This is a genomic window from Leifsonia sp. NPDC056665 (genome assembly GCF_042791795.1).
GTDB lineage: Bacteria > Actinomycetota > Actinomycetes > Actinomycetales > Microbacteriaceae > Leifsonia.
In genome coordinates, this window is sequence record NZ_JBHTXK010000022.1 from 34,514 (window position 1) to 57,583 (window position 23,070).

The following is a 23,070-nucleotide window of genomic DNA, read 5'->3' on the forward strand; positions in this document are numbered from 1 at the left end:
GAACGTGCACATCCCCCCAATTTCGCGGGACGCCGCCCACATTCGTGCCGAATGTCGACTTTGGCGCGGCGAGACGCCACATTCGTGCCGAATGTCGGGGCCGGGGGGAGGGTCAGGGGGCGGAGGGGGCGGCCAGGAGCGGGGTGAAGGCGAGTTCGGCGGCGCCGATCAGGAGGATGTCGCTGCCGAGGGCGGCGCGGGTGATGGTGAGGGTCTCGGCGGAGGCCGCGAGCGCCTGCGACGCGACGAGCTCCGGCAGCCGGTCGGGCGCGAGCTCGTGCAGCGCACCCAGGAACCCGCCGAGCACGATCCGGTCCGGGTCGAAGACATTGGTCGCGTTGCGCAGCGCGGTCGCGAGGAAGCCGAGCTGGCGGTCCACCTCGGCGAGCACGGCCGTGTCCCCTGCCGAGACGGCCGAGACGAGCGCCCGCGAGAGCTCGTCCGGGTCGGCGGAGGCCAGCCCGAGCACCCGCAGCAGCGCGCGCTGGCTGACCTCGGTCTCCAGACAGCCGATCGCGCCGCAGTGGCAGCGCACGCCCGCCGAGTTCACCAGCGTGTGGCCGAGCTCGCCGGCGTAACCGCTGATGCCGGTGAGCGGCCTCCCGCCGACGATGACGCCCGCGCCGATGCCGGACGCGCCGCCGTTGACGTAGACGAGGTCGGCCGCGCCCTGGCCCGCGCCGAACAGCCGTTCGGCGTTCGCGCCCAGGCTGGCGTCGTTCGCCGCGGCGACGGGATAGCCGGTCGCCTCCGCGAGCTCGGCCGCGAACGGCTCCTCCGCCCACTCCAGGTGCGGGGCGAGCCGGACGACGCCGTCCTCCTCCCGCACGAGCCCGGGCACCGCGACGCCGACGCCGACGACCCGGGAGGCCGCGGCCAGCTCGGGCCGCAGCCCGTCGATCACGGCGGCGGCGATGGCGGCGGCCTCCGCGGCGGTCGGCACATGCCCGGTGGGATAGCGCACCCGGCGGTGCACCTGCGCGTCGAGCCCGACGATGCCGACCGTGACCGCGTCGACCTCGGGGTTCACGGCGAGCGCGACGACCCGGCCGTCGGCGGCGACGACCGGGGACGGCCTCCCGACCCGGTTGCTGGTCTCCGGCTCGCGCTCGCGCACCAGCCCGAACTCGGCCAGCTCGGCGACGAGCGCGCCGATGGTCGAGCGGTTGAGGCCGGTCGCCTGGGTGAGTGCCGAGCGCGCCAGCGGGCCCTCGCGGTGCACCATCCCGAGCACGGCGGAGAGGTTGTGCCGCCGCACCGTGTCGAGGTTCGTCCCCGCCGTCGTCCTGCCGTTCATGGTCCCGGTCACTGTATTACAGGTCCGAGGGTGCGGCGGACCTCACCACGTCACGGACCTCACCACGTCTCCGGCACTGCCCCCTGCGGCACCGCCTCCGGCCGATCGACCGTGGAGGTCAGCGTGACGACCTCGTGCCGGTCGCCCGCGGCGAGCACGGCCTCCATGATCTCCAGCACGTGGAAGGCGAGCTCCCCCGAGGCGCGGTGCGGCCGGCCGGTCTCGATCGCGCGGGCCAGGTCGGCGAGGCCGTAGCCGCGGCCGGCGTCGGCGTAACCGCCCGAGACCTCCACCTCCCGGAACTCGCGGCCGTCCGCCGTCGCGACCGACACCGGGTCGGAGAAGTGGTTCGGGTCGGGCACAGCGAGGGTCCCCGCCGTTCCGTAGACCTCGAACAGCGGGACGCGGGAGGCCCACACCTCGAACGAGACGGTCACGGTCGAGACCACTCCGGAGGCGTGCTCCAGGATCGCCGTGACGTGCGTGTCCACGTCCACCGGCAGCGCGGCTCCCGCGTTCGGCCCGGTAGCGACAAGGCGCTCGCGCTCCGAGCGCCGCGTCGTTCCCGACACCCGGACGACCGGCCCGAAGAACGTCACGAGCGAGGTCAGGTAGTACGGCCCCATGTCGAACAGCGGCCCGCCGCCCGGCTGGTAGTAGAACGCGGGCGCCGGATGCCACAGCTCGTGACCGGGCGCCGTCCACGCCACGGCGGCGCCGAGCGGCACGCCGATCCTGCCATCGTCGAGCACGGCGCGCGCGGTCTGGATGCCGGTGCCGAGCACCGTGTCCGGCGCGCAACCCACCCGCAGTCCGCGCGAGGCCGCGTCCGCGAGCACCGGCGCCGCCTCCGCCGTCGTGAGAGCGAGCGGCTTCTCGCCGTAGACGTGCTTGCCCGCGGCGAGCGCGCGCAACGCGATGTCCGCGTGGGCGAGCGGGATGGTCAGGTTGAGCACGACATCCACCTCGGGATGCGCGAGGAGCTCGTCCACGGTCATCGCCTCGACGCCCTGGCCGGCCGCGACGGCACGCGCGCGGTCGAGGTCGAGGTCGGCGACCGAGCGCAGCCGCAGGTTCGGCAGCTTCGGGAACTCCGCGAAGTACTGCGCCGAGATGACGCCGATGCCGACGACCCCGACGTTCAGCGCGCGGCCCACAGCAGCCCCCGCTCGATGATCGTGCGCACCGGCCGGGACTCCACGATCTCCAGCCGGTGGCCGGGGGCGGAGACGAAGATGCGGCCCTTGCCCCACTGCCGCGTCCAGATCGCGGGCGCGGTGACCGGGCGGTTCCAGGCGTCCCACGGCCGCACGGTCTGCGTCGTCGTGGCCAGGACGTCGTTGTACTCGTCGCTCAGCACCCAGTACTGCTCGGTCTCGAGGTCGAAGTCCGCGATGCCCTCCGTGATCGGGTGGGAGGCGCCGTACTCGGTGATGTTCACGGTGTACGGGAGGTAGTTGTCCGACTGCTCGCCGGTGCGCTCCGCCGGGTCCTTGCCCGCGTGGTGCGCGAACTGGCCGCCGATCATGTGCAGGTAGTCGGCGTTGTCCCGGTACGAGTCGGCGATGCCGCCGTGCCAGCCGCCCATCCCCGTGCCGTTCAGGATCGCGCGCTGCAGGCCGGCGAACTCCTCCCGCTCGATGGTGCTCATCGTGTTGATCTGGAGGACGAGGTCGACCGTGTCCATGAACGCGTCGTCGGTATAGACGGCGGGGCTCTCCTCCACCCGCACGGCGAAGCCGTTCTCCTCCAGGAACGGGATGAAGAGGTCGGTGGTCTCGACGGGCATGTGCCCGTCCCAGCCGCCGCGGACGACGAGAGCTTGTCTGGTCATGGGGTTCCTTCCGGGTGCCGAGGAGGCGGATAGTCCGCCCACTCGGCGCTTTTCGGGGTAGTTTGCGCCTTCTCGGCGGGGGTCAGGGGGTCAGGGTGGGGGTCCAGGCGCTGCCGGAGGCGGCGGAGCGCTGGACAGCGTCGAGCACGCGCTGGACGTGGAGGCCGTCGGCGAAGGACGGCTCGGGGTCCTCGCCGCTCGTGACGGCGTCGACGAAGTCCTTGATCTGGTGGCTGAAGGCGTGCTCGTAGCCGATCGCGTGCCCGGTGGGCCACCAGTTGGCCATGTAGGGATGCTCCGGCTCGGTCACGATGATCCGGGTGAAGCCCTGCTCTCCGGCCGGGGCGGTGGCGTCGTAGAACTGGAGCTCGTTCATCGCCTCCAGGTCGAAGGCGATCGCGCCGCGGGAGCCGCTCAGCTCGATCCGCAGCGCGTTCTTGCGGCCCGTCGCGTAGCGGGTCGCCTCGAACGCGCCGATCGCACCTGCCGCCGCGCCGCCGCCCAGGCGCGCGGTGAACCAGGCGGCGTCGTCCACGGTCACCCGGCCGCGCTCGCCGGAGGCCGTGCCGGACAGCCCGACCGTCTCACCGAGCAGCGGCCGCTCCTCCACGAACGTGGCGAGCGTGCCGGACACCGACGACAGCCGGGAGCCGGTCAGGTGCTCGACCAGGTCGATCGCGTGGGCGCCGATGTCGCCGAGCGAGCCGGAGCCCGCGGCCTCCTTGTCGAGCCGCCAGGTCATCGGGCCGTTCTCGTCGCTCAGCCAGTCCTGCAAGTAGAGGGCGCGCACCTGGCGGATCGCGCCGAGGCGGCCCTCCTGTACCAGGCGGCGCGCGTAGCCGATCGCGGGGACCCGGCGGTAGCTGAAGCCCACCATCGAGCGGACGCCGCGCCCGGCCGCGCGCTCGGCGGCGGCGACCATCGCCTCCGCCTCGGCGACCGTGTTGGCGAGAGGCTTCTCGCAGAGCACGTGCTTGCCCGCCTCCAGCGCGGCGATGGCGATCTGGGCGTGCGAGGCGCCGGGCGAGCAGATGTCGATCACGTCGATGTCCGAGTCCTCGACCGCGCGCCGCCAGTCGGTCTCCGCATGCTGCCAGCCGAACTTCGCGCGGGCGGCCTCCACCCGCTCCCGGTCGCGTCCGACGATCGTGGACATGACCGGCTCGGCGGCGAGGTCGAAGAACCGGGGCGCGACCCGCCAGCCCTGGGAGTGGGCCGCGCCCATGAATCCGTAGCCGACCATCGCCACCCGCAGCTCGCGTGCCGCTGAAGTCATCGTGCCGCTCCTTCGCGTGTTGTCCTGGTGGACGCTAACGACGGGATTTTCAACCCGCAAGTTTCTCGCCGAGCTTGGAAAACTTTCGTCGCGTCAGCGCACGGGCGGCGCCGCGGTGGAGTCGCGCACGACGAGCGAAGTCGCCAGCTCCAGCCGGGCGTTCTCGACGGCTCCGGCGCGCAGGCGCAGCGCGGTGCGCGTCGCCTCCTCCGCCATCTCCTGCAGCGGCTGGCGGATCGTCGTGAGCGCCGGCCGCGCCCAGGAGGCCGGCGGCACGTCGTCGAAGCCGACGATCGACACATCCCGCGGCACGTCCAGCCCGAGCGCGAACGCCGCATCCATCGCCCCGAGCGCCTGGAGGTCGTTGCCGCAGACGATCGCGGTGGGGCGGTCGGCCTTCTCGAGCAGTCGGCGCGCCTCGCGCTCCCCGTCCGCACGGCTGAAGTCGCCGACGCCGGCCAGCCGCGGGTCGAATTGGAGGCCGGCCTCCGCCAGCGCCGACTGGAACCCGGCGACGCGGGCGCGCGAGCACGTCAGGTCGGGCGGCCCGGAGACGACCGCGATCCTGGTGTGGCCGAGCCCGAGCAGGTGCCGGGTCGCCGCGACGCCGCCCGCCCAGTTGGTGGCGCCGATCGCGGGGACGTCCGGCGGCGGGTCGCCCGCCGGGTCCACGACCACGAACGGGATGTTGCGGGTACGCAACTGCTGCCGGTGCTCGGCCGTCAGATTCGAGAACTGCAGGATCACCGCGACCGGCTTCCGGCTGAGCACGCCGGTGATCCAGTCGCGCCCCGGCTCGAGATGGTCGCCGAGGGCGGACAGCGCGAGCACGAAGCCGGCCTCCCGCGTGATCCGCTCGACGCCGCGGATGATCTCCACCGACCACTCGCTCACCAGGTCGGTCACGACCAGCTCGACCAGCTCGCCGCGCTCCGGATCAGGGCCCCGCCGCGCGTAGCCGGAGTGGTGCAGCAGCTCCTCGACGCGCGCGCGGGTGGGCGCGGAGACCCCCGGCCGGCCGTTCAGCACCTTCGACACCGTGGACAGCGACACGGACGCCTGCTGCGCGATCGCCTCCAGCGTCGGACGGCTCGGCGCGGTCGGTTCTGGCATGGAGACACTGTGCCACAATGTCGGCCAGGCTTCCGCGCCGATCCCCGCACCCGCCCTCCCGAGGAGACCCATGCCGCTCACCGACCTCACCCTCGCCGAACTGGCCGACTTCCGCCCGGAGGTCGAGGAGCCCGCCGACTTCGACGCTTTCTGGGAGTCGACCCTCGCGGAGTCCCGCGCGGCCGGCGGCGAGGTGGTCCTGGTGCCCGCGACGACGCCCGTCACGCAGCTCATCGTGGAAGACCTGACCTTCCCCGGCTTCGCCGGAGAGCCCGTGCGCGCCTGGGTCTCGCGCCCGCTGCACGCGGACGGCCCGCTCCCCGCGGTCGTGCAGTACCAGGGCTACGGCGGCGGCCGCGGCCTCGCCGGCGAGAACGTCGACTGGGCGCTCGCCGGCTACGTGCACGTGTTCATGGACACCCGCGGCCAGGGCAGCGGCTGGGGCACGGGAGGCGGCACCGCCGACCCGCACGGCTCTGGGCCGGCGACCCCCGGGTTCATGACCCGCGGCATCCACGACCCCCGCGAGCACTACTACCGCCGTGTGTTCACCGACGCGGTGCGCGCCGTCGACGCGGCCCGCGCGCTGCCGTTCGTCGACCCGGCGCGGATCGCCGTGACCGGCGGCAGCCAGGGCGGCGGGATCGCCCTCGCCGCGGGCGCGCTGGCGGACGTGCAGGCGGTGCTGCCGGATGTCGCGTTCCTCTGCGCGTACCGCCGCGGCGCGGAGGTCGCGGCCGACGGACCGTTCCGGGAGCTGGCCACCTACCTGTCGGTGCACCGCGACGCGGTCGAGACGGCCTTCCGCACGCTGTCGTACCTCGACGGCGTGAACTTCGCCCGCCGCATCCACGCGCCGTCGCTGTTCTCGGTGGCGCTGATGGACACGGTGGTGCCGCCGTCCACGACGTTCGCGGCGTACAACCACCTCGCCGCCGCGGACCGCGCGATCGAGGTGTACCCGTTCAACGACCACGAGGGCGGGCAGGCGGCGCACTGGCACAAGCAGGCCGCCTGGCTCGCAGCGCGTATCTGATCGGAGTGGCGCTCGGGCGTCGGGCCTGGTATAAGTTTATCGAAACAACAAATCATCGACGACGCTGAAGGAACCTTCCATGAGCCTCACCCCCACCCGCGCCGACAAGTTCTCGTTCGGTCTGTGGACCATCGGCTACAACGGCACCGACCCGTTCGGCGGCCCGACCCGGCCCCAGCTCGACGTGGTGGAGGCGGTGACCAAGCTCAGCGAGCTGGGCGCCTACGGCCTCACCTTCCACGACGACGACCTCTTCGCCTTCGGCTCGACCGACGCCGAGCGCCAGAAGCAGATCGACCGCCTCACGCAGGTGCTCTCCGACACCGGCGTGATCGTGCCGATGGTCACCACCAACCTGTTCAGCGCGCCCGTCTTCAAGGACGGCGGCTTCACCTCCAACGACCGCGCCGTCCGCCGCTTCGCGCTGCGCAAGGTGCTCCGCAACCTCGACCTGGCCGCCGAGCTCGGCGCCAAGACGTTCGTGATGTGGGGCGGCCGCGAGGGCGCGGAGTACGACTCGGCCAAGAACATCCAGGCCGCGCTCGAGCGCTACCGGGAGGCCGTCAACCTGCTCGGCGACTACGTCACCGACAAGGGCTACGACATCCGCTTCGCGATCGAGCCGAAGCCGAACGAGCCGCGCGGCGACATCCTGCTGCCGACCGTCGGCCACGCCCTCGCCTTCATCAACTCGCTGGAGCGCCCGGAGCTCGTCGGCCTGAACCCCGAGGTCGGCCACGAGCAGATGGCAGGCCTGAACTTCGCCGCCGGCATCGCCCAGGCGCTGTACCACGGCAAGCTCTTCCACATCGACCTCAACGGCCAGCGCGGCATCAAGTACGACCAGGACCTCGTGTTCGGCCACGGCGACCTCCAGAACGCCTTCGCCCTCGTCGACCTGCTCGAGAACGGCGGCCCCAACGGCGGCCAGGCCTACGACGGCCCGCGCCACTTCGACTACAAGCCGTCGCGCACCGAGGACATCACCGGCGTGTGGGACTCGGCCGCCGCGAACATGCGCACCTACCTGCTGCTGAAGGAGCGGGCGGCGGCGTTCCGCGCCGACCCCGAGGTGCAGGCGGCGCTGGAGGCCTCCCGTGTGACCGAGCTGTCCCGGCCGACGCTCGGCGCGGGCGAGAGCTACGACGACCTGCTCGCCGACCGCAGCGCGTACGAGGACTTCGACGCGAGCGCCTACTTCGGCGGCAAGGGCTTCGGCTTCGTGCGCCTGCAGCAGCTCGCCCTCGAGCACCTCATCGGCGCCCGCGGCTGACGCAACCCGTTGTCGCCGAGGGGCACGTCGTTGTCGCTTTTCCGCATGGAAAGTGACAACGACGTGCCCCTCGCTGGCTGATTCTTGAGAAGTGAGGTGAGTTCGTGACGTTGGTCGCGGGAGTCGACTCGTCGACGCAGAGCTGCAAGGTGGTCGTGCGCGACCTGGAGACCGGCGCGCTGGTGCGCACCGGCCGGGCCGCGCACCCGGACGGCACGGAGGTCGACCCGGCCGCGTGGTGGGGTGCGCTGCGCTCGGCGCTGGAGGCCGCGGGCGGCCTCGCCGACGTGGCCGCGATCTCCGTCGCCGGCCAGCAGCACGGCATGGTGGTGCTGGACGCGGAGGGCCGCGTCATCCGCGACGCCCTGCTCTGGAACGACACCCGCAGCGCCAAGGCCGCCCGCGACCTGATCGCCGAGGTCGGCGCGGAGGCGTATGCGGAGCGGGTCGGGGTCGTTCCGGTGGCGTCCTTCACTGCGACCAAGCTGCGCTGGATGCGGGATGCAGAACCGGCGAACGCGGCACGAGTGGCGGCGGTCGCGCTCCCCCACGACTGGCTGACCTGGCGCCTGCTCGGCTACGGCCCGGCGGACGAGAGCCCGCTCGGGCCGGACCTGGAGGCGCTGACGACGGACCGCTCGGACGCGAGCGGGACGGCGTACTGGAGCGCGGGGACCGGGGCGTACGATTTCGAGCTGTTCGAGCGGGCGCTCGGGCGTGCGGGGCGGGAGGCCGGGACTCCGGGCTCGAATCCCGATGCGGTCATCCTCCCCCGCGTGCTCGGCCCGGCGGACTCCGCCGGTCGCACCCCGGACGGCGTCCTCGTCGGCCCCGGCGCCGGCGACAACGCGGGCGCGGCCCTCGGTCTCGGCGCCGCGGACGGCGACGTGGTCGTGTCCATCGGCACCAGCGGCACCGTCTTCGCCGTGACCGACGCCCCCATCGCGGACGCGACAGGAACTGTCGCCGGATTCGCCGACGCCAGCGGCCTCCGCCTCCCCCTCATCGCGACGCTCAACGCGGCCCGCGTCCTGAGCTCGATCGCGGACCTCCTCTCGGTGGACTTCGACGCCCTCGCCGACCTCGCCCTGTCGGTGGAGCCCGGCGCGGAGGGCGTCGTGCTCGTCCCGTACTTCGAGGGCGAGCGCACGCCGAACCTCCCGGACGCGAAAGCGAGCCTCCACGGGCTCACCATCGCGAGCACGCGCCCGGCGACGTTCGCGCGCGCGGCCATCGAGGGGATGCTGTGCGGCCTCGCCGACGGACTCGACGCCGTGCGGGCGGTCGGGGTGAGGGAGAAGCGCATCCTGCTGATCGGCGGAGCGGCGCAGAACCCCGCCGTCGCTGCCATCGCGGCGCAGGTGTTCGGGGCGCCGGTCGTCGTGCCGGCGCCGGGCGAGTACGTCGCCGACGGCGGAGCCGTGCAGGCGGCGTGGGCGCTGACGGGCTCGCGGCCGTCGTGGACCGTGGAGGCGGCGCCGCCGCTGGCGGTGGACACGCGGCCGGTGATCCGGGAGCAGCGCGGGCAGTACCTCCCGTAGTCGCTACCGGAGGACATCCAGGCTCCACCCGGCCGAAAGAGCAGTCAACGGAGGAGATCGAGGCCCTGGGCGGCCCGATCTCCTCCGTTGCGTTCGACCCGGGGGTCGCGTTGCGAGCGGAGGAGAGTGTGCGGCTGCGCGCGCCGATGTCCTCCGTTAGCTGTTGTAGAAGGGGATGGGCGGGCTGAACTCCTCCGTTGGCGGCGGCGGTTCAGGCGCGCCGGGCGAGCTCAGCGCCGGCGGCCGCGGCCCAGCGGAGCGGGTCCGCGATGGCGGCCGCGGAGTCGCCCGCGAGTTCGGTGAGCGACACCGCGCCGGCGAAGCCGCGCGGCTGCGCCGCGATCGAGCCGGCGGCCAGCAGCGCGGGGATCCCGGCGGCCGCAGCCAGCCCTGCCACGTACTCCGGGACCTTGCCCGCCGCCGACTGGTCGTCGTACCGGCCTTCGCCCGTCACCACGGCATCCGCACCGGCCACCGCCGCGGGCAGCCCGAGCGCATCCCCGACCGCCGCCGAGCCCGGCGCGATCGTCGCGCCCCAGGCGAGCAGGCCGAAGCCGGTTCCGCCCGCTGCGCCGGCTCCGGGCGTGGCGGGGTCGACGGTGACGCCGGCCTCCCGCAGCACGTCGGCGAACCGGGCGAGACCGGCCTCCAACACGGGCAGATCCCCCGGACCCGCGCCCTTCTGCGGTCCGAACATCGCCGCCGCGCCGTCCGGTCCGAGCAGCGGGCTCGTCACGTCGCTCAGGACGCGCGCGCCTCCCGCGGGTAGTCCTCTCAGCGTCCTCAGCTCGGCCCGGCGGAGTCCGGCGAGGCCGCGATTCCCCGGAACGACGTCATCCCCGGCCGCATCGAGCAGCCGCGCACCGAGCGCCGACAGCATCCCGGCTCCCCCGTCCGTGGAGGCGCTGCCGCCGATCGCGAGGAGCAGTCCGGTCGCGCCGGCGTCCAGGGCGGCCGCGATCGCCTGGCCGAACCCGGTCGTCTGGGCGTCGAAGGGCGCGAGCGTCGGCATCAGCCCGATCCCACTGGTCTCGGCCAGCTCGACGACGGCCCTCCCGTCCGGCAGCAGGAGCCAGCTCGCGTCCCGCGGGGCGCCGTCCGGTCCGGTCACGCGCACGGGCCGGCGGGCGGACCCGGGCACCGCCACCTCGAACGCGTCGAGCGTGCCTTCGCCGCCGTCCGCCATCGGCGCGAGGACGACGCGGTCGTCCGGGCGCACCGACGACCATCCCGCGGCGAGCGCCGATGCCACCTCCGCGGCCGTCGCGGAGCCCTTGAAGGAGTCGGGGGCGAAGACGACGGTGCTCATCAGCACCACCCTGGCACAGTTCGGGCGACGGCCTCTGGCATCCCGCCACCGAGAGGACGATGATGCTGCCCATGAACGCACCATCCGAACCCCGACCATGAACCCGTCACCCCGCCGGGTCCAGACCGTCTACCTCACCCTGCTCCTCGGCAACACCCTGGCCGCGTCGTTCATCTGGGGCATCAACACCCTGTTCCTGCTCGATGCCGGGCTGACCAACTTCGAGGCGTTCGCCGCGAACGCCTTCTTCACGGCTGGGATGGTCATCTTCGAGATCCCCACCGGTGTCGTCGCCGACACCATCGGTCGCCGCGCCTCCTACCTGCTCGGCACGATCACCCTGTCGCTGTCGACCGTGCTGTACTGGCTGCTCTGGCTGTGGCACGCGCCGTTCTTCTGGTGGGCAGTGGCCTCCATGCTGCTTGGGCTCGGTTTCACCTTCTTCTCCGGCGCGACGGACGCGTGGCTGGTCGACGCGCTCGCGTACACGGGGTACACCGGGAGCCTGGAGTCCGTCTTCGGTCGCGCGCTCGTCGTCACCGGGGCGGCGATGTTCGCCGGGTCCGTGCTGGGCGGGGTGATCGCGCAGGTGACGAACCTCGGGGTGCCGTTCCTGTTGCGCGCGGGCGTGCTCGTGGGGATGTTCGTGTTCGCGTTCATTGCGATGCGTGACGTCGGCTTCACCCCCGACAGATCGATGGGCCCCCTCCAGGCGACCAGGCACGTCCTCAGCCAGTCGATCGAGCACGGGATGCGGAAGCGTTCGGTGCGCTACATCATCCTGTCGGCGCCGTTCGCGTCCGGGGTCGGGATCTACGCCTTCTACGCGCTCCAGCCGTACCTTCTCGAACTGTACGGCGACCCGAAGGCGTACTCGGTCGCCGGCCTCGCGGCGGCCATCCTGTCGCTCGCGCAGGTGGCGGGCGGCATCTTCGCGCCGCGGCTCCGGCGGCTGTTCGCCAAGCGGACGACGACGATCATCGGCGCCTCGCTCGCCAGCATCGTCATTCTGGTGGCGATGGGGCTGACGGCGTTCTTCTGGTTCGCGGTGGTGCTGCTGGTGATCTGGGGCTTCGTCTTCGCGGTGGCTGGCCCGGTGCGGCAGGCGTACCTGAACGACATGATCCCGTCGAAGCAGCGCGCGACCGTTCTGTCGTTCGACTCGCTGTTCGGGAGCCTCGGCGGCGTGGTCATCCAGCCGGCGCTGGGGCGCGCGGCCGACCTGTGGGGGTACGGGACGTCGCTCGTCATCGGCGGGGCGATCGAGCTGATCGGGATCCCGTTCCTGCTGGCGAGCCGGCGGCAGGACGACCCGTCGGACTCGGCGGGGGCGCGTGGGGAGGCCGGGGCCGGTGAGGCTGGGGACACCGGGGAGGCGGCGCCGAGCGTTCCGTGAGGGACGGTTTCGGGGGCCGTTGGTAACGGAGGACATCCGGCCCCAACGGGTCGAAAAGGCGGTCAACGGAGGAGATCGGGCTGCCTGGCCAGGGAATGTCCTCCGTTGGGGTCGGCTTGGGGCGGGCGCGGTGCGGGCGGAGGTGGCGGGGGGATCAGTCGCGCACGATGCGGCCGCCGCACAGCCAGGCGGCGAGGCACAGGACGCCGTTCACGGCGAACACCCCGGCGAACGCGGCCGGTGACGCCGCGCCGCCAAGCGCCGAGAACGCGATCGCCGTCGTGGCCAGGGCGATGGCCGAGCCGGTGGAGTCCGCGATCGACAGGGCCGAGCTGTTGAAGCCCTGGTCGGCGGGGGTCGAGTACTGCAGGGTGAGGACCCCGAGGCGCGGGTAGAGGATCCCCATCCCGGCGCCGGCGAACGTCCAGCCGACGACCACGAGCACCGGGGACGCGCCGGTCAGCACGGTCACCAGCAGCGAGGCGATCGCGATGGTCAGGCCGAGGGCGCCGAGGCGCGCGGCGAGGCGGTGGCCGATGGAAGGGAACCGGCCCTGCGCCCAGGAGGCCGCGGCCCAGCTCAGGCCCGCGGCGGTGAGCGCGAGGCCCGCGACGGCCGGGGACGCGCCGTACTGCGTCACCATCAGCAACGGGACGTAGACCTCCGCCGAGAAGAACGTCCCGGCGACGATCGCCCGCAGCAGGACGACGCTCGGGAGGCCGCGGCGCGCGAGCAGCGTGCCCGCCGGGATCAGGGGCCGCAGCGCGGCGACCGCACCCGCCGCCGCGAACACCGGGACCAGCCACTGGACGGGTCCGCGCGCCTCCGCGGCGAGCGTGAGGGCGAGGACCGCGACCGCCACGAGCGTTGCCAGCCCGGCGCGCGCCAGCTCCCGCCGGCCTCCCTCCGGGCGCTGGGCGGGCGCATGCAGTCCGCGCATCGCGGGCACGACCATGAGCATCGCGAGGACGACCAGCGCCACGACACCGAGGAACACCCAGCGCCAGCCGACCGTCTCGGCGACGGCGCCCGCGATCACCGGGCCGATCAGCGACGGGATGACCCACGCGGCGGCGAAACCGGCGAAGATGCGGGCGTGCAGCCGCGGCGGGTAGACGCGTGCGACGATCACGTAGAGCGCCACGGTGAGCGCGCCGCCGCCGAGCCCGTGCACGAGCCGTCCGGTCACGAACAGTCCCATCGTCGGCGCGAGGCCGGCCAGGATGAGGCCGGTCGCGAACAGCCCGACCGACGCGAACAGCACCGTCCGGGGGTTGCCGCGGTCGCACCAGGTCCCGGCCACGACCATGCCGACGACCCCGACGGCGAGCGGTCCGGCGAACGCGAAGGCGTAGAGTCCGGCGCCGTGGAGCTGGTGGCTGACGGTGGGCATGATCGTCGTCACCGCGAGCGCCTCGAAGGCCGCCAGCGTGACGAGCAGGCACATGCCGATGCTCACCCAGCGGTAGCGCGGCGCGAGCACGCCCTCCGGCTTGGTTAGGCGCCCGGCGGTGGCCGGGCGACGCTCGTCGGTGCTCATCCGCCGGGCCTCCCGGCACTTCCGGGAGCCGCCGTCGACTCGCGGACGATCAGCTCCGGCAGCAGGCTGGCGGGCCCCGGCACCTCGCCGCCCTCGATCTCGGCGACCAGGCGTTCTACGCTGCGGCGGCCGAGCTCGGTGAAGTCCTGGAGGACGGTGGTCAGCGGCGGCCAGAAGTGCGCCGCCTCCGGGATGTCGTCGAAGCCGACGACGCTCAGGTCCTCCGGGATGCGCCGGCCGGCCTCGCGGGCAGCGTGGTACACCCCGAGCGCCATCTGGTCGTTCGACGCGAACACCGCCGTGGTCTCGGGATCCCGCACGAAGGACTGCGCAGCCCGGTATCCGGACTCGGCGGACCAGTCGCCCTCCAGCAGCGCCGGCGCCGCCAGGCCCGCGGCCTGCAGTTCGTGGCTGTAGCCGGAGACGCGCGCCTGCGCCTCGAACCACGCGAGGGGCCCGGTGATGTGGAGGATGCGCCGGTGACCGAGCCCGATCAGGTGCGCGGTCGCCGCGCGCGCCCCGGCCTCCTGGTCGACCGTCAGCTCGCGCTCGACGTACTCCGAACCGCCCTGGAGCGTGACGTACGGGACGCCGATGCGAGCGGTCGAGATGTGCTCCAGCACCAGGTCCTGCGGCGCGATGACGATGATGCCCTCCACCGCTTGCGCCAGCAGGTGGTCGAGCGCCGCGGCGATCCCCGCGTCGGTCAGCTCGGGTATCTGGGCGACCGCGAGGTAGTACCCGGCGTCGCGAGCGGCGCCCTGGACGGCGTTGATGCTCGACACCGGCCCGTAGAGGGCGGCAGCGGTGGTGGAGAGCACGCCGAGGGTGCGCGACCGCGCGGTGACGAGCGCCCGCGCCGCCCGGTTGGGGCGGTACTGGAGCTGCCCCATCGCGTCGAGGACGCGCTGCCGGGTGGAGTCCCGGATGCTCGGGTGGTCGTTGATGACCCGGGACACCGTCTGGTGCGAGACGCCGGCGAGCAGCGCGACGTCGCGGATGCTCGCGGCGCGGACCGCAGGATCGTGGGGCACCGCCCCATTATCCGCGACGGCGCCGTGCTGCGGCGCGTCCGCGCGGCTCACCCGCGGCGGCGCGTCCTCCGGCGCGCGACGACCCCGACGAGCACCGCGATCACCGCGATCCCGGCCGGGAACACCAGGTGCCAGCCCGCCAGCACCAGCAGCCCCGCCGCGAACACGACCGACAGCACCGCCATCCACCACCCCGGCGAGCGGGTCGGCAGCAGGACGATCGCGCTCGCGACGCCCAGCCCGTAGACGGCCGCCGCGATGCTTGTGTGCACGAGGATGAACGGCTGGAGGTCGCCGCTGGCCAGCACCACCACCGAGTACAGCGCCATGACCACCGCCGACAGCAGGAGCCCGCGGCGCGCGACGGCGCCGTTCTCGGCGCCGCGGCCGAACCAGGCGGGGAGGTCGCCGTCGCGGCCCATCGCAGCGCCCAGCTTGCTGAAGGCGGCGAGGTAGGCGTTGAAGACCCCCGTGACGACGATCGCGGCGATGACCGCGACGACGATGCCGCCGCCGGAGCCGGTCGCGACCGACACGAGGTCGAGCAGCGGGACGGCGGATGTGGCGGCGCGGCCGCCCAGCACGGCGACGGTGACGGTCTGGATCGCGAGGTAGGCGACCGACACGATCACCAGCGCCAGCGCGGTCGCGCGCGGGATGTCGCGCCGCGGGTTGCGGAACTCGCCGCCGATGCCGGCGACGGCCTCCCACCCGGCGAACGCCCAGATGTAGAGGCTCATCGCGAGCCCGACGCCCGACCAGCCGTGCGGGAGCAGGGGCTGGAGGTTCCCGGCGCGCGCGTGCGGCGCGGCGGCGGCGAGGACGAAGACGAGCACGGCGATGAGCGCCCCGGAGAGCACGAGCTGGACGGACGCGGCGAACCGGACGCCGAATGCGGTCACCGCGACGGGAACGACCATCAGGGCGACCGCGATAACGACGGTCTGCACGGCGTCGCCGCCGATCACGGCCACGACGTAGCGCGCGGTCATCAGCGCGGCGATGGGCGCGCCGATCGGGGTGCCGAAGAAGAACCAGTAGCTGACGATCCGCGCGGAGGTCGGGCCGAAGGCGCGGCGGGCGAACGTCGCGACGCCGCCGGCGTCCGGGTGACGGCGGGCCAGCGCGGCGAACGTCGCGGCCAGCGGCACGGAGATGAGTGCGAGGGCGGCGACCGCGAGGATGGCGCCTGGCCCGGCCGCGGCGGCGGCGAGCGCGGGGAGGACGAGGATGCCCGTGCCGAGGACGGCCGCGACGTAGAGCGCCGTGCCGCCGGCCACCCCGAGGTGCCCGCGGTGCTCGACAGGCTCAGCCGAGGACACGCGCGTGGCGGAGGGGGCGCTATCGGTCACCGGACCATCCTGGCGCGGACCACCGACATCCGCCGCTCATCCGCAGCCAATCGCCGATGATCGCCCGCCAACCGCATCCAAGACGCACGAAATCGGTGCCGAAGGGCACGTATACGCCCCTAAAACGGCGTTTTAGGGGCGTTTGCGTGCCCTTCGGCGGGACCTCGGTCACTTCGTGAGGTCGTAGAGGGTGACACCTCCCACTGTCGTCGCGGTGAAGTTCTTCTCGACCCAGGAGGCGATGGCGCTGGAGGCGCTGCTCCCGCCGTTGGCCTGGCCGACCCCGCCGGCGATGAAGTAGTGGACCTTTCCTTCCTTCACGTACTGCTCGAACTGCGCCAGCGTTGGCGAGGGGTCGGAGCCGTTGAAGCCGCCGATCGGCATGACGGCCTCCTGGGTCGCGAGCTGGTAGCCCGCGGCGGAGTTGGAGCCGATCGCCGCCGCCACCCAGGTGTAGGAGGAGGCGTTCGCCTTCAGGAGGGCGCTGAGCTGGGAGCTGACGGTGCTGGAGCCGAGGAGGCCGCCCATCCCGCCGCCGCCCGCGGTGCCGGGAGTGCCGGTGGTGCCGCCTGCTCCGCCCTGCGTGCCGGTGGTCCCCCCGGTCGCGCCACCAGTGCCGCCAGCGGTCCCCCCGGTCCCACCTGGAGCAGCATTCCCGCCGGCGAACCCGCCTTGCCCGAGCCCACCCGGCGCCCCCTGCCCCGCACCGCCCGGCGCCCCGCCGAACCCGCGGCCGCCGCCGGGCCCGCCCATCGCCCCCGCCACGGTCGGCCCCGCGGTCACGATCGACCCGCTGTGCCCCGTGGTCACCGTCTGCAGCGTGTACGCCGTCGGTGCGAGCAGCGCCGCCACCAGCGTCGCGGCGATGGTCGCGCCCGACAGCGCCCGGCTGCGCGGGGGAAGGAGCAGCAGCACGGCCGCCGCGAGCGCGACGAGGAGGACGACCACCTTCAGCCACGGGAGCCAGGAGGTCGCGCGGTCGAGCAGCACCCACGCCCACACCGCCGTGCCGAGCACGGTCACGGCGGAGAGGATGCGCACCCACAGCCGGTCGCGGGCTCCCCAGACCGCCGAGGCGCCGATCGCGACGACGCCGGCGAGTGCAGGGGCCAGCGCGACCGTGTAGTACGCGTGGAAGATGCCGGCCATGAACGAGAACGCCACCGCGGTGACGATCAGCCAGCCGCCGAACAGCAGGAGGGTCGCGCGGCGGGCGTCGGTGCGGGCCATCCGCCTGCCGAGCACGAGCGCCACGACGAACAGCACGAGCGCCGCCGGGAGCAGCCAGGCGATCTGGCCGCCGACCTCGTTCTCGAACAGGCGCAGGATGCCGGTGGCTCCCCACATCCCGCCTCCCGTCGCGCCTCCCGTCGCGCCTCCCCGGGCGCCGGTGACGCTGCCGGTCTCGTTGCCGGTGAGGCGGCCGAGCCCGTTGTAGCCGAAGGTCAGCTCCAGGAAGCTGTTGGTCTGCGAGCCGCCGATGTAGGGCCGCAGCGAGGCGGGGACGAGCTGGACGATCGCGACCCACCAGCCGGCCGCGACGACCACAGCGCCGAGCGCCGCGAACAGGTGGCCGAGCCGCTTCGTCCAGGAGATCCGCGCCGCGGCCAGGTAGACCCCTGCGAGCACCGGGAGGATGAGGAACGCCTGGAGCTGCTTGGTCAGGAACCCGAAGCCGACAGCGACCCCCGCCCAGATCACCCAGCGGATGCGCCCGGATTCGATGCCGCGCAGGGTCAGGTAGGTCGCCAGCGTCAGCAGCAGCACGAGCAGCGCGTCCGGGTTGTCGAACCGGAACATCAGCGCCGCCACCGGGGTCACCGCCAGCACGCCGCCCGCGAGCAGCGCCGTCTGCGCGCTGAAGTTGCGGCGCACGATCAGGTAGACGAGCCACACTGTCGCGACGCCCATCAGCGCCTCCGGCACGAGGATGCTCCACGAGCTGAGGCCGAAGATCCGCACCGAGAGCGCCATGATCCAGAGGCTCGCGGGCGGCTTGTCGACGGTGATCGAGTTCGCGGCGTCACTGGAGCCGTAGAAGAAGGCCTCCCAGTTCACCGAGCCCGCCTGCACCGCGGCCGAGTAGAAGGAGTTGGCCCAGCCGCTCGCGGCGAGGTCCCAGAGATAGAGGAGGGCGGTGACGGCCAGCAGGCCGAGCAGCGCCGGGCGCTCCCAGGCGGCGGCGCCCTCCCTACCGCGCACGAGGCGGCGCAGCCAGGTCCGGAAGCGCGAGGGCGGGGAGGTGGAGGCGGTCGCGGCGCCAGGAGGAACAGGTGGGCTGGAGGTGGTCGGGCTGGGTGCGGTCGTGACGGACATGATCACTTCTCCGTTTCGGTCGGGACGAGGACGAGGGCTGCGGTCTGCGCGGCCGGCGCGGCGGTCGGCATAGCAGTCTCGGCTGCCGCCTGCCGCCTCCCCGCCCGGAACACCCACAGCCGCAGCAGCACGAACCGAACGAGCGTGGCGAGCAGGTTCGCCGCCGTGAGCACGATCAGCTCGACCCGGGCGGGCGCGCCGGGCGCCGTGGCGTGCAGCACAGCGAGCGACCCGCTGGTCAGCGCCGAGGCGATCCCGAACACCACCAGTCCCTGGAACTGGTGCCGCACCATCCCGGGCCGCCCGCGCACGCCGAACGTGAAGCGCCGGTTGGCCCAGATGTTGGCGATCGCCGTCAGCAGGAGGGCCGCGAAGTTCGCCGCCTGGCCGCCGAGCACTCCGGACAGCAGCAGGTACAGCAGGGCGTACGCCGCTGTCGAGAGGACCCCGACGATCGCGAACCGCACGACTTGGCCGAAGAAGCTCGGCGGCGTCGGCGGCGCGAACGGCCGCCTCCCGAGCTCCGCGTAGACGGCCTCGATCGGGATGCGGCCGCGCGCGATGTTCGTGCCGACACGCAGCATCCCCTTGAGGTCTTCGCGGGCGGTTCGCACGATGTCCACCGAGCTGTGCGGGTCGTCCACCCAGTCGACAGGGATCTCGTGGATGCGCAGCCCGGCGCGCTCGGCGAGGATCAGCAGCTCGGTGTCGAAGAACCAGCCGTCGTCCTCCACGAGCGGGAGGAGGCGCTGGGCGACGTCCCGGCGGATGGCCTTGAAGCCGCACTGCGCATCGGTGAACCCGACCGACATCGTGCGGCGCAGCAGCAGGTTGTAGCTGCGGGAGATGAACTCGCGCCTGCCGCCGCGGGTGACGCGCGCGCTCCTCCCCAGCCGGGTGCCGATCGCGAGGTCGGAGTGGCCGGAGAGCAGCGGCGCCACCAGCGGCGGCAGGGCGGCGAGGTCGGTGGAGAGGTCCTCGTCCAGGTAGACGAGGACCTCGGCGGGCGAGGAGCCCCACACCGCTTTGAGGGCGCGTCCGCGTCCTTTCAGCGGGAGGTGCACGGCGACGACCCCGCTCAGCTCCCCGGCGAGCGCGTCCGCGAGGGCGGGCGTGGCGTCGGTGCTGGCGTTGTCGGCGATCGTGATCCGCCAGCTCGCCTGCACCGTATCGGTCAGGTAGGCATGCAGCCGGCGGAGGGACCTGTCGAGCGTCGCCTGCTCGTTGTACACGGGCACGACGATGTCGAGCGAGAGTGGCGTTGGCTGGGACATGGCAGCAACCCTGCCGCCGTTACCTACCTGTGACCTTTCGCGACGTTATGCCACGTCGATGGAGGTTCTGAGGGGTTCCTATGCTGCGCCGATCAGCCCGCTGCACCGCTCAGCCCGCTGCGGCCTCCCACGCGAAGCCGTCCGGGTCGGTCGCCGCGCTGTCGCCGCCGATGACGATCCGGTGCGAGCCGGACCCGTCCTCCGGGACTCCCGCGTCCTTGGCGAGCGCGCGCCGCTTGTAGAGGCCGAGCTGCACCGGGCTGTCCGTCAGGTCGAACTGCACGTAGGAGCCGAAGCTCTTGCCGACCGGGAGGCCGCGGGCGGCGTAGAACTGCTTGCTCGCGCCCACGTCGTCGACGCCGAGCAGCAGCACGACCGACTCCGGCTCGCGCGTGGCCGGGCCGGAGTCCTTCTTCTCGGAGGTCGCGATCTTCCAGATCGCGCCGTCCGGCGCCTGCACGGTGCCGCCGACGCCCCAGAAGGTCTTGGCGACCGGCTTGATGGTCGTCGCGCCCGCGGCGAGCGCGGACTCCACGTAGGCGTTGACGTCGGCCGGCTGCGCGCACGTGATGGACACGGTGTAGCCACGGAAGCCGGTGGAGGGGGTGTCGGAGGCGCGTACTCGCACCCGGTCGCCGAGCCCGAAGGCGGCGTCGTAGAACTGCTGGGCGGCGGAGGCGTCCGCCACCTCGAGGGTGATGTGGTCGATGGAGGTCATGGGAATCACGGTAGGCGGGGGCACGGCGGGGGTGCTTCTCCATTCCTGCTCGATGGCGTCCGGGGAATGTCGGAGGCCGGCGTGCCGTTGCACTCGTCATGGCTACCGTCGAGCTCACCGCTCAGAACATCGAGTCCCAGATCACCGAGAACGACATCGTCTTCGTCGACTTCTGGGCGGAATGGTGCGGCCCGTGCCGCATGTTCGGCCCGGTCTTCGAGAAGGCGTCGCAGGAGCACACCGACGTCGTGTTCGGCAAGGTGGACACCGAGGCCGAGCAGGCGCTCGCCGCCTCCGCCGGGATCACGTCCATCCCGACGCTTATGGCTTTCCGCGACGGCATCCTGGTGTTCTCCCAGCCCGGAGCCCTCCCCGCCCCGACCTTCCAGGATCTGATCACCCAGGTCAAGGCGCTCGACATGGACGCCGTCCGCGCCTCCATCGCCGAGGCGAAGGCCGAGGAGCCCGCGCCCGAGGCGTGACGCTCAGAAGCCCGTCGGCATCGTGACCGTGTAGGGCTCTTCGAGCGCGCGCACCTCGTCCTCCGTCAGCTCCAGGTGCACGGCCGCCACCGCGTCCGGGAGGTGGTGCGGCTTCGTCGCCCCGACGATCGGCGCGTCCACGACCGGGTTGCGCAGCACCCAGGCCAGCGCGACCTGCGCCATCGGGACGCCGCGCGCCTCCGCCACGCGCTGCACGGCCTCCGCGATCGGCTTGTCGTGCGCCTCGGAGAACCGCGCCTGCAGCGGGTCGGTCTCGCCGCGCAGCGTCTGCTCACCCCACGGGCGCGTGAGCCGGCCCTTCGCGAGCGGGCTCCACGGGAGGCTGCCGACGCCCTGGTCCGCCAGCAGCGGGAACATCTCGCGCTCCTCCTCGCGCATCATCAGGCTGTACTGGTCCTGCATGGTCACGAACCGGGTCCAGCCGCCGAGGTCGGCCGCGTGCTGCAGCTTGGCGAACTGCCACGCCCACATCGACGAGGCGCCGATGTAGCGGGCCTTGCCCGCCTTGACCACGTCGTGCAGCGCCTCCATCGTCTCCTCCACCGGGGTCAGCGGGTCGAACCGGTGGATCTGGTAGAGGTCCACGAAGTCGGTGCCGAGGCGCTGCAGCGAGGCGTCGATCTGCTCGAGGATCGCGCGGCGCGAGAGACCCGCGCCGCCTGGACCGTCGTGCATCTTGAAGTTCAGCTTGGTCGCCAGCACGATGTCCTCGCGCTTCGTGTACTCGCGGATGGCGCGGCCGACGATCTCCTCCGAACTGCCGAAGCCGTAGACGTTGGCGGTGTCCCAGAAGGTGATGCCGGCCTCCACGGCCTGGCGGAAGATCGGTGCGGCGCCCTCGTCGTCCAGCGCCCACTCGTTGAAACCGCGCGACCTGTCGCCGAAGCTCATGCAGCCCAGTGCGAGGCGGCTGACCGTCAGGCCGGTCGACCCCAGTCGGGTGTACTCCATAGTCTCGTTCTCCTCTCCCCTCACGACGTTACGCGGGGACGCCGCAGGAATGGGAGGTACTGCGAGTACCGCGATCGGCCTACCATCACGGCATGACCGATGAACGAGAGAACTGGCCGGAGACCCCCTCCGGCGAGCCCATCGACGTCGACGCCCTGGCCGAGGGCGAAGGCGGCGGACCGTACGACGCCGACGGCGTCTTCGAGCCGGAGGACGACGCCGCGGCGGACGACGAGGACGACCCCGGTATCTGAACCGACCACGAGCCGTCCCCTCCTGTTCACCCCGCTCCTCTTGTCCCCCGGGCTTGTACCCCACTAGGGTGTGGTTCAGGAGCCAGTCCCGAGCCGGCGGAAGCGATGTCAGGCGCACCTCCGACGACCCAGGGACCGGCTGCACAACTGGGGAGGGGTGCAGCGTGACGACCTACGAGACGCCGATCGGGAACGCGCCGAAACCGGGCCAGGACATCCATCTGGTGAGATGGATCCGGTCCGCGGACGGCTGGAGCAGTGAGACCGTGCTCTGCACGTATCTGGCGGGGACACCCTCGCACTGGGTGGTCGAGAGGCACGGCGAGCGCGTGAGCCTCGACCGGGCGGAGTGGGCGCAGTTCGCGTTCTGACCGCGTCTAGGTGTAGTGCCCAGGGACGTTGTTTGATTTGGCACCCGTGACATAGCGAGAACCTCCGGGCCAGAGTGGGAGTTGCTTAGACACTCACTCGAAACCAGGAGGTTCTCGTGTCTCACGGTAATGCGGCTTTGACGCCGCGCCAAAGACTGCGCGTTGCGCGGCTGATCATCGACGAGCGGTGGACGGTCGCTGCGGCGGCGGATTACTTCCGGATCTCGTGGCCGACGGCAGCGAAATGGGCGCGCCGGTATGTCGAGCTCGGCCCCGACGGAATGGCCGATCGGTCCTCCCGCCCGCATACGCATCCGAACCGGACCCCGCAACTGTTGGTGAAGAAGATCGTGCATTTGCGGATCAAGAAACGACTGGGACCAGTGCAGATCGCCGGCCGGCTCGGCCTGCCTTCCTCGACCGTTCACGCGGTGCTGGTCCGATGCCGATTGAACCGGCTGACTCATGTCGATGTGAAGACCGGGGAGCCGGCACGTCGTTACGAACACGACTATCCAGGGTCGCTGATCCATGTCGATGTGAAGAAGCTCGGCAACATCCCCGACGGCGGCGGCTGGCGGTTCGTTGGCCGAGCCCAGGGCGACCGGAACCGCGCCGCGACACCGGGCAAGGAACGCAACCAGCACTACAACCCGAAGATGCGGCACGCGTTCGTCCACAC

The 23,070-nt window shown here is 72.5% G+C and carries 21 protein-coding genes; 8 read left to right on the forward strand and 13 right to left on the reverse strand.

Annotation, left to right across the window (positions count from 1 at the left end):
- Window positions 1-112: 112 nt before the first annotated feature.
- The 5 genes from ACFQ9V_RS17170 to ACFQ9V_RS17190 form a co-directional block, all read right to left on the reverse strand.
- On the reverse strand, window positions 113-1,297 hold the full coding sequence (locus tag ACFQ9V_RS17170) for an ROK family protein (protein WP_382460329.1): 1,185 nt from the start codon (window positions 1,295-1,297) through the stop codon (window positions 113-115).
- Between the two features lie 59 nt (window positions 1,298-1,356).
- Window positions 1,357-2,454 (reverse strand): Gfo/Idh/MocA family protein, encoded by a 1,098-nt coding sequence (locus tag ACFQ9V_RS17175; protein ID WP_382460330.1) that lies wholly within the window; start codon window positions 2,452-2,454, stop codon window positions 1,357-1,359.
- Complete coding sequence (locus ACFQ9V_RS17180) at window positions 2,439-3,131, reverse strand: ThuA domain-containing protein (RefSeq protein ID WP_382460331.1); 693 nt, start codon at window positions 3,129-3,131, stop codon at window positions 2,439-2,441. Before ACFQ9V_RS17180 ends, ACFQ9V_RS17175 begins: the two co-directional genes overlap by 16 nt.
- Before the next feature lie 82 nt (window positions 3,132-3,213).
- Window positions 3,214-4,407 carry a Gfo/Idh/MocA family protein gene (locus ACFQ9V_RS17185; protein ID WP_382460332.1) on the reverse strand — a complete coding sequence of 398 codons (1,194 nt, stop codon included), beginning with the start codon at window positions 4,405-4,407 and terminating at the stop codon, window positions 3,214-3,216.
- Between the two features lie 93 nt (window positions 4,408-4,500).
- The gene (locus ACFQ9V_RS17190) at window positions 4,501-5,520 is read right to left on the reverse strand and encodes a LacI family DNA-binding transcriptional regulator (RefSeq protein ID WP_382460333.1); all 1,020 of its coding nucleotides are present in this window, start codon (window positions 5,518-5,520) and stop codon (window positions 4,501-4,503) included.
- Window positions 5,521-5,590: 70 nt separating this feature from the next.
- Between ACFQ9V_RS17190 and ACFQ9V_RS17195 the strand changes: the two genes are divergently transcribed.
- From ACFQ9V_RS17195 to xylB, 3 genes are all read left to right on the forward strand, one after another.
- A complete protein-coding gene (locus tag ACFQ9V_RS17195) occupies window positions 5,591-6,556 on the forward strand; it encodes an acetylxylan esterase (protein WP_382460334.1) in 966 nt (321 codons plus the stop codon).
- Window positions 6,557-6,635: 79 nt separating this feature from the next.
- Complete coding sequence (gene xylA, locus ACFQ9V_RS17200) at window positions 6,636-7,829, forward strand: xylose isomerase (protein WP_382460335.1); 1,194 nt, start codon at window positions 6,636-6,638, stop codon at window positions 7,827-7,829.
- 104 nt (window positions 7,830-7,933) lie between these two features.
- Window positions 7,934-9,370 (forward strand): xylulokinase, encoded by a 1,437-nt coding sequence (gene xylB, locus ACFQ9V_RS17205; RefSeq protein WP_382460336.1) that lies wholly within the window; start codon window positions 7,934-7,936, stop codon window positions 9,368-9,370.
- Between the two features lie 211 nt (window positions 9,371-9,581).
- Here the strand turns inward: xylB and ACFQ9V_RS17210 are convergent, their stop codons facing one another.
- Window positions 9,582-10,679, reverse strand: a complete 1,098-nt coding sequence (locus ACFQ9V_RS17210; protein WP_382460337.1) for a glycerate kinase — start codon at window positions 10,677-10,679, stop codon at window positions 9,582-9,584.
- Between the two features lie 97 nt (window positions 10,680-10,776).
- Here ACFQ9V_RS17210 and ACFQ9V_RS17215 point away from each other — a divergent pair, with 97 nt between their 5' ends.
- Window positions 10,777-12,075, forward strand: a complete 1,299-nt coding sequence (locus ACFQ9V_RS17215) for an MFS transporter (protein WP_382460338.1) — start codon at window positions 10,777-10,779, stop codon at window positions 12,073-12,075.
- Window positions 12,076-12,229: 154 nt separating this feature from the next.
- On the opposite strand, the gene ACFQ9V_RS17220 is transcribed toward ACFQ9V_RS17215, so the two are convergent.
- The 6 genes from ACFQ9V_RS17220 to ACFQ9V_RS17245 all read right to left on the reverse strand — a co-directional run bounded on the left by ACFQ9V_RS17220 (window position 12,230) and on the right by ACFQ9V_RS17245 (window position 20,309).
- Window positions 12,230-13,615 carry an MFS transporter gene (locus ACFQ9V_RS17220; RefSeq protein WP_382460339.1) on the reverse strand — a complete coding sequence of 462 codons (1,386 nt, stop codon included), beginning with the start codon at window positions 13,613-13,615 and terminating at the stop codon, window positions 12,230-12,232.
- Window positions 13,612-14,649, reverse strand: a complete 1,038-nt coding sequence (locus ACFQ9V_RS17225; RefSeq protein WP_382460340.1) for a LacI family DNA-binding transcriptional regulator — start codon at window positions 14,647-14,649, stop codon at window positions 13,612-13,614. Before ACFQ9V_RS17225 ends, ACFQ9V_RS17220 begins: the two co-directional genes overlap by 4 nt.
- Window positions 14,650-14,696: 47 nt before the next feature.
- Entirely contained in the window at window positions 14,697-16,001 is a 1,305-nt protein-coding gene (locus ACFQ9V_RS17230; RefSeq protein ID WP_382460341.1) for an APC family permease, read from the reverse strand.
- 168 nt (window positions 16,002-16,169) lie between these two features.
- Window positions 16,170-18,317 (reverse strand): ArnT family glycosyltransferase, encoded by a 2,148-nt coding sequence (locus ACFQ9V_RS17235; protein ID WP_382460342.1) that lies wholly within the window; start codon window positions 18,315-18,317, stop codon window positions 16,170-16,172.
- 2 nt (window positions 18,318-18,319) lie between these two features.
- On the reverse strand, window positions 18,320-19,591 hold the full coding sequence (locus ACFQ9V_RS17240) for a glycosyltransferase (RefSeq protein WP_382460343.1): 1,272 nt from the start codon (window positions 19,589-19,591) through the stop codon (window positions 18,320-18,322).
- 109 nt (window positions 19,592-19,700) lie between these two features.
- Window positions 19,701-20,309 (reverse strand): glyoxalase, encoded by a 609-nt coding sequence (locus tag ACFQ9V_RS17245; protein ID WP_382460344.1) that lies wholly within the window; start codon window positions 20,307-20,309, stop codon window positions 19,701-19,703.
- A gap of 98 nt (window positions 20,310-20,407) precedes the next feature.
- Here ACFQ9V_RS17245 and trxA point away from each other — a divergent pair, with 98 nt between their 5' ends.
- On the forward strand, window positions 20,408-20,791 hold the full coding sequence (gene trxA, locus ACFQ9V_RS17250; RefSeq protein ID WP_382460345.1) for a thioredoxin: 384 nt from the start codon (window positions 20,408-20,410) through the stop codon (window positions 20,789-20,791).
- Between the two features lie 3 nt (window positions 20,792-20,794).
- On the opposite strand, the gene ACFQ9V_RS17255 is transcribed toward trxA, so the two are convergent.
- Window positions 20,795-21,763, reverse strand: coding sequence for an aldo/keto reductase (locus ACFQ9V_RS17255; RefSeq protein WP_382460346.1), 969 nt, complete (start codon window positions 21,761-21,763; stop codon window positions 20,795-20,797).
- 92 nt (window positions 21,764-21,855) lie between these two features.
- Here ACFQ9V_RS17255 and ACFQ9V_RS17260 point away from each other — a divergent pair, with 92 nt between their 5' ends.
- From ACFQ9V_RS17260 to ACFQ9V_RS17270, 3 genes are all read left to right on the forward strand, one after another.
- On the forward strand, window positions 21,856-22,017 hold the full coding sequence (locus ACFQ9V_RS17260) for a hypothetical protein (protein WP_370056318.1): 162 nt from the start codon (window positions 21,856-21,858) through the stop codon (window positions 22,015-22,017).
- A gap of 164 nt (window positions 22,018-22,181) precedes the next feature.
- A complete protein-coding gene (locus tag ACFQ9V_RS17265; protein ID WP_179607925.1) occupies window positions 22,182-22,388 on the forward strand; it encodes a hypothetical protein in 207 nt (68 codons plus the stop codon).
- A 116-nt stretch (window positions 22,389-22,504) separates the two neighbouring features.
- A partial coding sequence (locus ACFQ9V_RS17270; protein ID WP_382460347.1) for a helix-turn-helix domain-containing protein occupies window positions 22,505-23,070 on the forward strand: 566 nt, incomplete at its 3' end.